We start from the raw sequence: 13080 nt of genomic DNA on the forward strand, positions 1-13080 counted from the left end.
TCTAAATTTCTTCAGCTATTTCCAGAGCCTTGGTAAGTGCTCCCAGTTTATTATATACTTCCTGTAATTCATTCTCAGGCTTTGATTCTGAAACAACCCCGGCACCTGCCTGGTAATGCAATTCGTGATTTTTACTCACGAAAGATCTAATGATGATCGCATGATTAAAATTACCTTCAAAATCCATAAAACCAATCGCGCCTCCATAAGCTGAACGATTCACATTTTCGAATTTTTCAATAAGTCGTAAAGCCATTGGTTTTGGAGCACCGCTTAAAGTTCCGGCAGGAAAAGTGTCTGCAACGATCTGTGGTGTTGGCACATTGGCGGCGATCTTTCCGGTGACTTTGCTAACTAAATGAATAACATGAGAAAAGAATTGAATTTCTCGGTAATTCTCAACCACAACATCACTTCCATTTCGGCTTAGATCATTACGTGCCAGATCAACAAGCATTACATGTTCCGAATTTTCCTTGCGATCTGCGGCGAGTTCCTTGGCGAGCTCTGCATCTTTTTCATCATTCCCGGTACGTTTAAAAGTTCCGGCAATAGGATGAATTTCAGCTCGCCCCTCGCTAACTATTAATTGAGCTTCAGGTGAACTTCCGAAGATTTTAAAGTTTCCGTAGTCAAAATAGAAGAGATAGGGGGAAGGGTTTACATTCCTTAGCGCCCGGTAAACATTGAATTCATCTCCCTTAAATTTTTGAGAGAAACGTCTTGAAAGTACCAGCTGGAATACGTCACCACGTTGGCAGTGTTCCTTAGCAGCTTCTACAACATCACGATATTGATCATCATTCAGGTTAGAGTATGGCTGCTCGGTTCTGGAAAAATTATAGGAAGCGAAATTCTTCACCTTCAGCAGTTGTTCTATCTCCTCCAGTTTGGATTCAGATTTATAGCTATGGTCGAAGATATAAGCCTCGTTCTTGAAGTGGTTGATCGCGATAATGTTTTGATATACTGCATAATAAACATCCGGGATTTTTAAATCCTTTTCTTTGCGGTTGATCTCCACATTCTCGAAATACCGAACGGCATCATATCCTATATAACCAAATATGCCATTATTGATAAACTTAAAATCTGAAGCATCAGCTTTAAAACGCTTGGAGAACTTCTGTATCGCAGCAGGAACTGAAACGGTTTTATCGGTTTTAGTCGTTTGAACCGTGCCGTCTGGCAGACTTTCGGTAATAATATCATTTTCCACCTTAAAGGAGGCTATAGGATTGCAGCAGATATATGAAAAGCTATTATCACTTGCATGATAATCACTACTTTCCAGCAAAAGACTGTTTGGATAACGGTCGCGAAGCTTCAAATAGATACTTACCGGAGTGATAGTATCTGCAAGGATCTTTTTTGAAGTTGTCTTTAATTCGAACATTGAATCTTAATTTTTTTGAATAAAAAAAGGCTTGTCGTGAGACAAGCCTTATATATCTATATATGAAATGGCGTATCAGCTCACGATTTATTGCGTAAGTTGCTCCACCACCAGTTATGTGTATTCGTTATAAACATAGCTTCAAAGATAGAAATCAATTATTTCTTATCAAACTAAATTTTAAAAAGAATCCCAAAGAATTACTCTTGGAGTCAATTTAGAATTTCAAATTGATATCAAGGTCAAAATTGTCGTAGATCGTTTTGTCTCCAAGATTGTCAAAGAAACTACCTGACCCGTAACGAACGTCATATTTGGTTCTATCAATAGTTACCTGTGTAGTAGCCGTATCACCGTTCATGTTAAGATCAAAAGTTAAGGGGTGTGTTTGTTCCTTGATAGTAAGATCTCCAACAATTCCGTATTTACCATTACCTTTAGATGCAGCACTGGTAATTACAAGTTTTGCTTTAGGATGATCACTTGTTCCAAAGAAATCATCTGACTTCAAATGACCTTCAAGTTTTTCTTTACTGTCACCAGAAAGGTCGGTCACTGTAATAGTACTCATATCCATTACAAACTCTCCGCCAGTGATCTTGTCATCTTCCATCATTAGGTATCCGCTTTCCAGTTGGATAGTTCCTTCATGAGAACCGGTCACTTTTTCTCCGGTCCAGTTAATAGTACTTTCAGAGGTTTTTACTTCTTTTTTTGAATTGGTAAATGCTACGGTAGTCAAAACTACCAGCATAATTACTGCTGAATTAATTAATTTACTTTTCATGATGTTTGTTATTAGATTATACGAAATGAATTAGATCTGAAGTTGATTTTCTAACCTTTGCAAGGTGCTGATACTGATCTTCAGCGCTACGATATCCAATAGGAGCGATTACTGCAGTAGTTAGATCTTTATTTTCAAGCTGAAGAATTTCATCAAACTTGTCAGCGTTAAAACCTTCCATTGGACAGGCGTCTATCTTCATATGAGCAGCTGCAGCTAATAAATTACCTAAAGCTATGTAGGCTTGTTTCGCAGCCCATAAGTTCTGCTTTTCCTGAGGCAATTGTAGTGTTGTGCTCTTGATCATGTCCTCCATTCCTTTCAGATCTTCCCGAGACATGTCACGTGTAGCCGCAATATTATCTAAATAAGTGTCAACATACTTTTCAGTTACCTTAGTAAGATTTGCGAAAATCACTAGATGAGAAGCTTCAGTGATCTGGGTTTGATTCCAGGCTTCAGCTTTAAGTTTTTCTCTTATTTCAGGATTTTCAACTACGATCACCTCATAAGGCTGCATTCCATAGGAGGAGGCGGTTAGCTGAACGCTTTCAAGTAATTGATCAAGGTCTTCGCGATTGATCTTTTTCTCGCTATCAAATTTCTTTGTAGCGTATCTCCAGTTCAGGTCTTCGTTAAATCTAGTTTTAGTTTGTGTTTCTAAGCTCATTTAATTTGTTATTTAAATCTGTTAATTCTTTTGTTGTCAATTTTTCTGAAAATCTATTCTCCATTGATTCTACCACTGGATCAATCTCTTTTAAAAGGTCTTGTCCAGCTTCAGTAATAGTAATTTCAACTTTCCTTCTATTGGAAGGACAGGTGATTCTCTGGCAAAATCCTTTTTCGATCAGTTTGTCAACCAGTCTTGTTGTGTTGCTCATCTTGCTTACCATTCTTTCCTGAATGGTGCCTAAGTTGGCAGGTTTACCTTTTTGACCTCTCAATATCCTTAGCACATTGAACTGCTGAGAACTTACACCATATGGTTTTAATACTTCCTGCATCTCTTCACTTAAAAAATTTGCAGTTACAATAAGATTTAGAACCAGTTTTTTGGTTTCTGAAATCTGACCGGAAGTTTTTAAAAGATCCTCTATTTTCATTTGTTGTTACAACATTTGTACATACAAATATAAAGAGATTTGAAGAAGCTGATAATAAAAAATTGTTAAAAGTAGAATTGAAGACTTTACGGTTTTTAAGCAATCCTATCTTTACAGTAACCAAAAACTTGAGTAGTATGAAAGAATTATCACAGGATGAGTGGCAAAAGAAGGCCGAAAACGACGATAAGGCAGTTCTCCTGGATGTGAGAACAGAGGAAGAAGTTGATGAGGGATATATTCCAAATTCTAAAAATATAGATATATATAAAGGTCAGGAATTTGTTGATGAAGTGGATAAACTTGATCGTGACAAACATTACTATATATACTGTCGTTCCGGAAAAAGAAGTTCCCAGGCTTGTACCTTATTAGATCAAATGGGCTTTGCAGAAACTTATAATCTCGCTGGCGGTTTTTCTGAATGGGAAGGCGAGAAGGAGACGAATTAACATATTCAATATCAGATTGAAAGCACCACTTGTTGGTGCTTTTTCATTTTCAGTAATACTGAAACACCTGTTTATGCGTTAAAAACTTAAAGCGGATTATTTGATTAGTCTATTTAATTGATATATTTAACCCCGATTGACCTCGAATTAAAGCATCATGAATAAATCTTTATCTTTTTTAATTACAGCGCTATTGTTCGCTACGAGTCTAACTGCCCAGGATTTTAGCTTCGGAATAAAGGGAGGACCTAGTTACTCCTCAGGTGGTACTATTACCGGAAATAGTTCGAATGGATTATATTTTGACGGTGTAGTAGAAGCTGAATCTGAGATAACTTTTCACGCAGGAGCCTTTTTCGAGGTAAGATTCGGAAAATTCCTACTTAGACCAGAATTTATTTACAGCACTATGGAAACGGAATTTCCTTTTCCAACAGTACCTTCAATTTACGCAGTTGATAAAATTAATGTACCCTTATTAATAGGATATAATGTTTGGGGTCCAATAGATATTTATGCAGGCCCAGCTTATCAGAATATTTTAGATGCTTCACTTGAAGGAACTGAACCACCAGACCTTGAAATAGTAGCGCAAAATACTCCGCTTAGTGGACAGATAGGAATCAAGGGTTCATTCGGAAGGTTTGAACTTGATTTGCGATATGATCGTTCTTTGTCTTCAGAGGAAAATCAGGAGATCGACATTGTAAATAGTGATTACGGGATTAACCGTGCTACTTTTAATGATACGAGGTTAAACCAGATCATGCTGAGCATTGGTTTTAAAATCTTCGATAGTTCAGCTAATCCTGGAAGAAGAAAAGGTGGATGTTACTTCTAATTTGGTAATACATAAGAATATTATTGAAGGCTCCATTGGAGCCTTTTTTTATAGTACCTGGGTTCGGATCTTGAACCAAAGCCTTCTTAAGACAAATGCTAGAATTAGAACAATGCCAGTCGTAATACTTGCCTTGAAATATTCACCATAAATCCAATATCCGGTGCTGAATAGTGCACTGTATACTGCAAAGCAACCAAGTATAGTAGCTAGAATTCCAGAAGGAACATTCCAGGAATTATTCTTGCGATCTGTGATATCTTGAATACCGATTGCTTTCCATCCCGGTCCACCGGGCTGCGTACGTTTATAAAAGTTGATGAGTACTTCATTTTCCTCAGGTCTTGTAAAGAAGGTGACTATTAGCCAGGATAAGGTTGTGATGCCGACCACCACCGGGTACGTTGCCCAACCAGGGAGTAAACCTGCTATTTTTGTATTTGTAGCATTTTCCATACCTCCAAACATATAAATACCTACACCGGTAAAATTAAAAACTACCGAGATAACTCCGGAAACCAACATGGCTGTAATTTCACTCCAGGCATTAATTCGCCACCAGAACCAGCGGAGTAAGAAGATAAGACCGGTTCCTGCACCAAACATCAGTATGATATTGAATAGTTGAAGTGCATTCTGTAATACCAGAGCCAGAACTGCACTAATAAGCATGAGTACTACGGTACTTATTCTTCCAACGTTTACCAGTTCTTTTTCTGAAGCAGTTTTTTTGATATAGCGAGAGTAAAAGTCATTCACTATATAGGAGGATCCCCAATTTAAATGTGTGGAGATAGTAGACATGTATGCAGCAACTAAAGATGCAATAACCAATCCCAATAGCCCTGCTGGCAATTTGGTTAACATTGCAGAATATGCAAGATCCTGTCCAAGCTTATCTTCGCTTACATTAGGAAAGGCTACCTGAATGCTATCCAGATCTGGATAGACGATCAATGAGGCGAGAGCGACCAAGATCCACGGCCATGGTCTTAATGCATAATGAAGCACATTAAAAAAGAAAGTGGCTCCAATTGCATGATTTTCGTTCTTTGCAGCCAGCATTCTCTGAGCTACGTAACCACCACCTCCTGGCTCTGCACCAGGATACCAGGCGCTCCACCATTGAACTGCCAGTGGAATAATTAATAGAGTAATCAGTGCTTCGGTGTTGGAGAAATCTGGAAGCATACTCAGTTTACCTGAGACATTTTCGTGAGTTAGTAAACTTTCGAGTCCGCCAACCTCAGGTAAGTTCACACAATAATAGGCTGCTCCAACACCACCAATAATTGCCGTGAAAAATAGTATAAAATCTGTGTAAACTACTCCTTTGAATCCTCCGAGAGTACTAAATATCACTGTTACGATTCCAGCTAGTGCCAAAGTTTCGATGGCAGAAAGACCAAGCATCACCTGTCCAATTTTAATAGCGGCAAGGCTTACTGCTGCCATGGCCATAACATTAAAAACGACACCTAAATACAGTGCACGAAATCCTCTTAAAAACTTCGCAGGTTTTCCTCCATATCTCAATTCGTAGAACTCAATATCTGTATCAACATTGGATTTACGCCATAATCTGGCATATACGAATACTGTTAACAGGCCGGTTAGTAAAAATGCCCACCAGACCCAGTTACCAGAAACTCCGTTATTACGTACAATATCAGTTACCAGGTTTGGGGTATCAGTGGAAAAGGTGGTCGCGACCATAGAAACACCAAGGAGCCACCACGGCATTGTTTTACCAGATAGAAAATATTCTTTGGAACTTTTACCGGAGGTTTTGGAAACGTAAAATCCGATTCCCAGGGTAAGCGCGAAAAAAGAGAAAATAAGGATATAATCTATTGTAGCTAATTCTATCATTCTAAGATCATGGTATTTGCTACAATAACGAAAATTAATTCGATATATATAAGACCTATATTAGCATAGAATAAAAAAGGGATAACTATGTTATCCCTTTTTCGGTTGGTTAGTTAAAGAATAAGGTAATTATACACCTATGCTATACTTACTCGATAACCAAAACTTCAAGTTTTAAATGTAGACATTTTAATGGAAATACCTAATACTGGTTTCCACTTAAAATTCAATGGTTTAGGAACAGATTGAGTTTTAAAAATTCTAGTAGTTTTAAAACTTCCAAGCTACAAATCTTGTCTTTTTGTTTCCTAATTCCATGTGAATTATTTCAAAATCTGCATTGAGTTTGTTTAATTGTTTTTCTATGGTCGGTAAGTTTTCCTGTTTTGAAACCAGAGAAGTGAACCAATGAATTTTTTTATTTACACTTATACTATCTCTTATCATTCTCTTCAGAAATAAAGCTTCACCGCCACGGCACCATAGTTCATTAGAACGTCCCCCAAAATTTAATCTTCTGGTCTCGATTCCAAGATTAGTATTTTTCCTGAAATTAGCTTTATTAGCTTCTTCTGCGGAATCATGAAAGGGTGGATTACACATACTGAAATCAAAAGACTCGTTTTCTTTTATCACATTTTTCAAAATGGATCCACGGTCTTCCTGTAATCGAATTTCTATTTGGGATTGAAGCTTATTGTTGACGACGTTTTGCTGCGCTGCTTCAATAGATTTGATTTCGATATCACTACCAAGCATTTTCCAGCCCATATGCTTTGCAGCCAGAATCGGGTAAATACTGCTGGCTCCCACACCAATATCCAGTCCGGAATAGTATTCTTTTCCAATCTTCTTATCCAGAAAATCTTTAAGATGTAACAAATAATCCATTCTCCCCGGAATAGGAGGGCAGAGATATCCTTGCGGAATACTCCAGTTCTTAACCTGGTAATGGTAGTTTAAGAGCGCTTTATTTAAATTGAGTACAGCTTCAGGAATACTAAAATCTATAGTAAGATTATCATATTTATTTCTGAAGACATAAGATTTAAGATCGCTATTGACCTTAACTAATTCAGTAAAATCGTATTGTTCCTTGTGAGGATTATCTGGATGCATAAATTCTTTTCAGAAGGTAAAAATAGGCGAAATATAAATGTCTCAACGGTGATCAGGCATCTAACCAAACCAAATATCATTTTCCACCAATTCTTCGGAAGAATTTAATTTTACGGGAGAGAGATTTTTCTTCGTGTTCAAATACCGACTTACAATTCGATCTGCATAGCTGGAAGTTTTCGCCTGCACCAAAAAATTTCGGAATTCATCGGGATGGTTAAAGTCATCTGAGGGTCCAATGTACCCGTAGCCGGCATACTTTCCTTTATTTAAATAAATAAAACTTTTTTCACCTTTAGTTCGACCTTTTTCCATCAATAGGCAGGACTCATCATAGGTGCCAATAAAATCTACTGCTTTGGCGACCCGTGAATTATATTCTGTTACTGAGATTTCTTCTTTACAAACTCCGCTACAGGCTTCCAGTTTGTAATGATTACAAGCGGAAGTAGCGCTTTGTAAACCAGTATATTTCGGGCAGAGATCAAAATCCTTACATAGGTTTTCTAAAAAACTTACCGCTTCTTCACGGGTATAGAATTTCATCCAGCTAACCGGAGCAATTTTATTTTTATGCAAGGCAAATACTTCAATGCCTTTCTGATTATGATAAGAGGTGAGCGTATAAGGTCTCGAAACTTTCTTCTGAGCCTTATTATATTTCGGATAAAACTTCAGAATCAATTCGGCTTCACGAAGGAGCGCGAGAAATTCAGAACCAGTCAGCTCATAATCGATGCTATAGGTTTCCTGCATCAATTGGTACTTGCGATTACTACGTTCCTGGAAGTGCGATTTTATTCGGGTTTTGATATTTTTCGCCTTGCCAATATATAATGGAATACCATCTTTATCCCTGAAAAAGTAAACGCCGGTAGATTTCGGAAGCTTTTCAAAATCGGCATTTTTAAAGTGTGGTGGTAAATATTCTGCACCACTTTTTCTATTCAAAAATTCGGTGACAACTTCGAGTTCAGGATCCAGCGAAAGACAGCGTTTTAACAAAATCACCGTTGCTTCACAATCGCCCTGTGCACGATGTCTATCGTAAATAGGAATGTTGATGGAAGTGCAAATATTTCCCAGACTGTAAGAAAACAATCCTGGAATTAATTTCTTCGTAAGTCTGACTGTGCAAAGACGCTTTCTCTTAAAATCCATGGCAAGCATCGCAAACTCGGCTCTCAATATATTGTAATCAAAGTTCACATTATGAGCGACGAAAATACAGTCTTTTGTGATTTCCATAATCTCTTCTGCGACTTCAGAAAACTGCGGTGCACTGCTTACCATTTCATCATTGATTCCGGTAAGACTTTCGATATACAATGGAATGGACTGGCTGGGATTTACAAGCGAAGTGAAGGTCTTTGTGATTTCACCATTCTCAAGAATGATCACGCAAACCTCTGTGATCCTGTTTCCTTTGATACCGTTCCCGGTAGTCTCAATATCAACAACCGCGTATTTCAACTCCTCCATGGCTGCAAATTACTACAATCTGCAGAAAAAATAAAGGAAAAAATCCAAACTAATGGAATTAATCCAAAAACGTTAATAATTCGAGCATTTGAGTTCAGCCTACAATTTTCGTTTTTTCTTCTTCATTTTATTCAGCCAGATGATAGTTCCAGTCACGGGTAGGGAAGTGGCAATCAGGCAAGCCAGGAAATAGATGATCTTTGATAGAGTTCCAAAAATTTCGCCAGTATGTAAAGGTTTTATGAGAGATGCGACCTGTACATTTAGATCCTTATCGTCAAAAAGTTCCTTTTTTAATACAGATCCATCCCTCTCCAAAACCAGCAGATCTGAAGTTGATGGAGACCAGTTGTCGTCACCATATTTTCTTATTTCCAATACTTCGGTTTCTTTTTGTGGGATGCTGATACTTGTTTTTCCGGCATATTTCAACTCTGAATTGGAAATGGTATAGGCTTCTGAAAGTGAAATTACTTTAGAACCTGGTTTTTCAGAAGTTATTCCAGGACCACCTCTTCCTCCAAAGATCTTCGTTCCCAGAACCTGACTTCCAGCTTCCCGATACCATTCAAATGACCAGCAAAGTCCTGTGAGGATCATGATCACCAAAACTATACACGAATAGAAACCAAGAGTGTTATGTAGATCGTGATTAATCCTTTTCCAGTTTGCAGACCATTTGATCTTAAAACCTGGTTTGAAAGCTTTCCATTTCCATTTCTTCGGAAACCAGATAATAATTCCACTAATGGATAGAAATAAAAAGATGATTGTAGCAACACCTACAATGGGTCTTCCAATGCTCGTATCTAAAAGAAGCCAGCGATGCATTCTAAACATTACACTGAAGAATCCGTCCAGAGGTGAAGGTTCAGGTTTGAGGATATCTGCCGAATACGGATCCATCATAAAGGTGGTTCCAAGACGATCTTCCGGTGAGGTCTTTACCCGAAATTCATAGGCTTCAGAAGCTTCAGTTGGAATTGAAACAGAAGAAACTGTCCCTTTTTCCGACATTCTGGAAGTTAATTCATCGATCGATAACTTTTCCGAAGAGGGAACAACGTGAAGTTCTTCAGCAAAAATTGATTCGATCTCCTTTTCAAAAACCAGCATGGTTCCGCTAAAACAAACCAGAAATAGAATAATTCCGCTAGCCAGACCCAACCAGAGATGGACGTCTGTCATAAACTTTCGAAAAGTATAGGCTTTCTTTTTTTTCATTTTTAATATTTAAGGTTAGGAACCACGCTGTTTAGATTGTTATTAATGTAAATCGTTTAATTAGAATCTATAGGAAATTACTCCGCTAAAAGTTCTTGGGTCCGTTTGATTGATAAACCTGGTTCTATAGGCATTGTAGCCAATTTCATCAAAAATATTATTTGCGAGAATCCTAACATTCCAGTTCTTATCGATCTGGTATGCAGCCTGTAAGTTTACCAGCGTGAGACTTTCCACATCGAAAGGTTTTTGATTTGGTACAATCCCCTGGTGAGTTACTGCTCCGGCAGACCAGTCATTAACAGGTCTTTCACCCGTGTAATAAACACCTCCACCAAGAGATAATCCTTCAAGATGCTTTAAAAATGAATAATTTACATAGGTGTTGAAGGTGTGTTTTGGTGTATTTAGAGGTGCAGAACCATATACAAAGGAAGTGTGATCCTTATACTGCGCATCGATATACGAATATCCAGCGATCACTTCCAGATTTTGCAATGGTCGCCCCGTAAGTTCTACTTCAACTCCCTGCCGTTGATCATTTCCACCTTGTTGAAAAAATCCAGTTGCAATCCAGTTTTCATCGTATACCGGAAGGTTGATGTTCTTATTATTTATTCTGAAGAGGGTAAGGTTAAAACGCAACCTGCTATTGAGCCAGTTGGTTTTGATACCTGCTTCTACCTGATCGTAACGTTCATTCCCCAATTCTTCACCATTTTCTCCAATTCTTGCTGCTGTTCTAGGGTAAGAGCTATTGGTATAAGAAGCAAAAACATTTACATTTTCAAACGGAGAAACGATAATTCCAGCAAGCGGATTAAATGAATCACTTCTATTATTTTCATCGCCGTTAATGGTTTCTACGGAAGAGTAACGTACTCCTAAAAAAGTCTTGAACCAGTCAGTAAAAGTGATCACATCCTGGGCAACAAAACCTATTGCTTTAGACCTGGCAGCTCCTTCATTTGCTGCCGCAAAATTAATTCCCTGTGGTAACGACCGGCTATTTGAATTATTGAAAACATCAATAGTATCTACTGCTGAAGCAGACTTGCTGAAGGTTTCGTAATTGGTTGTACGATAATCAAAACCAACCTGAAATGTATGACTCACGGCACCGGTTTCGATTTCATCTCCAATTAGATCAAATTGTACCACGCTATTCTTATCACTACGAGTGCTTATTCCGTAGCCACGAGTTCTCTGATTATAGACGGGTACATCGTTTTCCATTACCACATTTCCAAAACTCGCACCCTTGTTATCGAGATCCAGATTAGACCTGTAGTAGGCGGCGCGAAGGCTAAGTTTATCGCTTAGATCCCGATTGATTCTAATGGCGTAAGTAGTATTTTCTGTATTATTGCGATCGTTTTCGTAACCTAAAAAGACATCGTATGGCAGGTCGTAAATCGCGTTTTGATCATTTTCAGCAAGATTAACTGTTCCCACATCTGGAGTTCTGCTATCTGAGAAATAATCCATTTCAAGAGTTATTTCGGTTTTATCATCTGGCTTCCATTCCAGCGAGGGATTGATGTAGAAGCTCTCTCCAGAAATTCTGCTGCGGTAAGAGTCTTTTCTCTCCAATGCTGCATTTATTCTGAAGGCAATATTCTTCTGTTCATTTAGAGGACCATAAACATCGAAAGCCGGTCTCACCAGTCCATAGCTGCCAACTCTCATCGAAGCTTCACCACCAAACTGATATTTTGGAGTTTTGGTAACGATATTCACAACACCACCAGGACTTCCCAGGTCGGTGGCAACGCCTTGTGTAATGGAAGCTGCACCTTTAAGAACCTGGATATTGTCAACACCCTGCATATCGGTTAGAATACCTATTCCTCTAAAATCTGAATGTACACGCACTCCGTTTTTTAAGATCGGAATTCCACGAAAACCTCTGGAAGAAATACTCTCACTTCGGTTTCCATAAGTAGCAAATGTATAAACTCCGGGAACATTCCTTGTCGCTTCTGATATGCTGAGTGCTCCCTGTTGTTGGATGAGCTTATCTGAGATTACTGAGATACTTTGAATCTGTTCGTAAGGTTCTAAAGGCAATCGGGTAAGGGCCTCGATCTTATCTGGATGGCTAAACCTGTTTCCAAAAACCTCAACTTCCTGCAATTGATCATCAATTTCGAGATCAATATTTAATTCAGCTGGTCGATCGCTGAATTCTACTTTCACTTCAGTAGTCTGGTATCCAATCGCAGAAATGCTTAGTTGAAGCTCTACATCTGGTAAATTGTAAAATCTGAATTCGCCCTTAGCATTAGCCGAAGTTCCCTTGTTTAATTTATTGATTACAATGGTCGCAAATGGAACAGGTTCAGAATTATGAAGTATTTGACCTTTGATGTCTGGTTCGGATTGAGCTAATGTTAGAAAGGGTATTGCGAGTAGTAGAAGTAGTAATTTTTGCACCTGTATTTATTTAGACTAATTATAAATAAGCTTCAAATTTATTTATATTTTTAAGATTTTAAAAATTGTTTAGAATGATTTTAAATAAAATTTTATTCTGAAATGGCCAAGTGGTTGAGGTTCAAAAGAAAAAAGCTTTCGCATCGCGAAAGCTTTTTTCTTTTTTGATTTACTGAAACAAATAGAGCAGGATCATAATTCCTATTCCAGTAGTTAGAATAGCATACTTCGTCATGTTGTAGCTTCTTTCTAAACGTTCGATCTTCTCAGTAAATTCATGGTCTTCATTTGATCTGTCCATGATTTTTAATTTGGGTGCTTCAATATCTAAAAATTTTGTTAAAACCCCAAATCGGTTCTCTATT

The 13080-nt window shown here is 38.0% G+C and carries 12 protein-coding genes; 2 read left to right on the top strand and 10 right to left on the bottom strand.

All coding sequences use genetic code 11. The features are described from left to right. Window position 1 precedes the first annotated feature (1 nt). The 4 genes from JM79_RS04330 to JM79_RS04345 form a co-directional block, all read right to left on the bottom strand. The gene (locus tag JM79_RS04330; protein WP_141876975.1) at window positions 2-1396 is read right to left on the bottom strand and encodes an anthranilate synthase component I family protein; all 1395 of its coding nucleotides are present in this window, start codon (window positions 1394-1396) and stop codon (window positions 2-4) included. Between the two features lie 217 nt (window positions 1397-1613). Beyond that, a complete protein-coding gene (locus JM79_RS04335) occupies window positions 1614-2183 on the bottom strand; it encodes a YceI family protein (RefSeq protein ID WP_141876976.1) in 570 nt (189 codons plus the stop codon). Window positions 2184-2199: 16 nt separating this feature from the next. After that, window positions 2200-2853, bottom strand: a complete 654-nt coding sequence (locus JM79_RS04340) for an NAD(P)H-dependent oxidoreductase (protein ID WP_141876977.1) — start codon at window positions 2851-2853, stop codon at window positions 2200-2202. Next, a complete protein-coding gene (locus JM79_RS04345; protein ID WP_141876978.1) occupies window positions 2831-3289 on the bottom strand; it encodes a MarR family transcriptional regulator in 459 nt (152 codons plus the stop codon). Before JM79_RS04345 ends, JM79_RS04340 begins: the two co-directional genes overlap by 23 nt. 137 nt (window positions 3290-3426) lie before the next feature. Here JM79_RS04345 and JM79_RS04350 point away from each other — a divergent pair, with 137 nt between their 5' ends. Both JM79_RS04350 and JM79_RS04355 read left to right on the top strand, forming a co-directional pair. Then, window positions 3427-3741: a rhodanese-like domain-containing protein gene (locus tag JM79_RS04350; protein ID WP_141876979.1), complete on the top strand. Its 315-nt coding sequence runs from the start codon at window positions 3427-3429 to the stop codon at window positions 3739-3741. A gap of 157 nt (window positions 3742-3898) precedes the next feature. After that, entirely contained in the window at window positions 3899-4582 is a 684-nt protein-coding gene (locus JM79_RS04355) for an outer membrane beta-barrel protein (RefSeq protein WP_141876980.1), read from the top strand. Window positions 4583-4630: 48 nt separating this feature from the next. On the opposite strand, the gene JM79_RS04360 is transcribed toward JM79_RS04355, so the two are convergent. The 6 genes from JM79_RS04360 to JM79_RS16210 all read right to left on the bottom strand — a co-directional run bounded on the left by JM79_RS04360 (window position 4631) and on the right by JM79_RS16210 (window position 13016). Further along, window positions 4631-6454 (bottom strand): sodium:solute symporter family protein, encoded by a 1824-nt coding sequence (locus JM79_RS04360; protein ID WP_141876981.1) that lies wholly within the window; start codon window positions 6452-6454, stop codon window positions 4631-4633. Between the two features lie 270 nt (window positions 6455-6724). Continuing rightward, window positions 6725-7573 (bottom strand): 23S rRNA (adenine(1618)-N(6))-methyltransferase RlmF, encoded by an 849-nt coding sequence (gene rlmF / locus JM79_RS04365; RefSeq protein ID WP_141876982.1) that lies wholly within the window; start codon window positions 7571-7573, stop codon window positions 6725-6727. A gap of 60 nt (window positions 7574-7633) precedes the next feature. Next, window positions 7634-9055 (bottom strand): exonuclease domain-containing protein, encoded by a 1422-nt coding sequence (locus JM79_RS04370; protein WP_141876983.1) that lies wholly within the window; start codon window positions 9053-9055, stop codon window positions 7634-7636. 99 nt (window positions 9056-9154) lie between these two features. Further along, window positions 9155-10279, bottom strand: a complete 1125-nt coding sequence (locus JM79_RS04375) for a PepSY-associated TM helix domain-containing protein (RefSeq protein WP_141876984.1) — start codon at window positions 10277-10279, stop codon at window positions 9155-9157. Between the two features lie 60 nt (window positions 10280-10339). After that, window positions 10340-12715, bottom strand: a complete 2376-nt coding sequence (locus JM79_RS04380) for a TonB-dependent receptor (RefSeq protein WP_141876985.1) — start codon at window positions 12713-12715, stop codon at window positions 10340-10342. Between the two features lie 169 nt (window positions 12716-12884). Next, window positions 12885-13016, bottom strand: coding sequence for a hypothetical protein (locus JM79_RS16210; protein WP_260443372.1), 132 nt, complete (start codon window positions 13014-13016; stop codon window positions 12885-12887). Window positions 13017-13080: the final 64 nt, after the last annotated feature.

Source organism: Gramella sp. Hel_I_59, from assembly GCF_006714895.1.
Lineage (GTDB): Bacteria > Bacteroidota > Bacteroidia > Flavobacteriales > Flavobacteriaceae > Christiangramia.

Excerpts from the sequence above, each read along its gene's own strand:
- JM79_RS04330 (WP_141876975.1), bottom strand. The coding sequence starts at position 1,396 with ATGTTCGAATTAAAGACAACTTCAAAAAAGATCCTTGCAGATACTATC.
- JM79_RS04335 (WP_141876976.1), bottom strand. The coding sequence starts at position 2,183 with ATGAAAAGTAAATTAATTAATTCAGCAGTAATTATGCTGGTAGTTTTG.
- JM79_RS04360 (WP_141876981.1), bottom strand. The coding sequence starts at position 6,454 with ATGATAGAATTAGCTACAATAGATTATATCCTTATTTTCTCTTTTTTC.
- JM79_RS04350 (WP_141876979.1), top strand. The coding sequence starts at position 3,427 with ATGAAAGAATTATCACAGGATGAGTGGCAAAAGAAGGCCGAAAACGAC.
- JM79_RS04355 (WP_141876980.1), top strand. The coding sequence starts at position 3,899 with ATGAATAAATCTTTATCTTTTTTAATTACAGCGCTATTGTTCGCTACG.
- JM79_RS04340 (WP_141876977.1), bottom strand. The coding sequence starts at position 2,853 with ATGAGCTTAGAAACACAAACTAAAACTAGATTTAACGAAGACCTGAAC.
- JM79_RS16210 (WP_260443372.1), bottom strand. The coding sequence starts at position 13,016 with ATGGACAGATCAAATGAAGACCATGAATTTACTGAGAAGATCGAACGT.
- JM79_RS04370 (WP_141876983.1), bottom strand. The coding sequence starts at position 9,055 with ATGGAGGAGTTGAAATACGCGGTTGTTGATATTGAGACTACCGGGAAC.
- rlmF (WP_141876982.1), bottom strand. The coding sequence starts at position 7,573 with ATGCATCCAGATAATCCTCACAAGGAACAATACGATTTTACTGAATTA.
- JM79_RS04345 (WP_141876978.1), bottom strand. The coding sequence starts at position 3,289 with ATGAAAATAGAGGATCTTTTAAAAACTTCCGGTCAGATTTCAGAAACC.
- JM79_RS04375 (WP_141876984.1), bottom strand. The coding sequence starts at position 10,279 with ATGAAAAAAAAGAAAGCCTATACTTTTCGAAAGTTTATGACAGACGTC.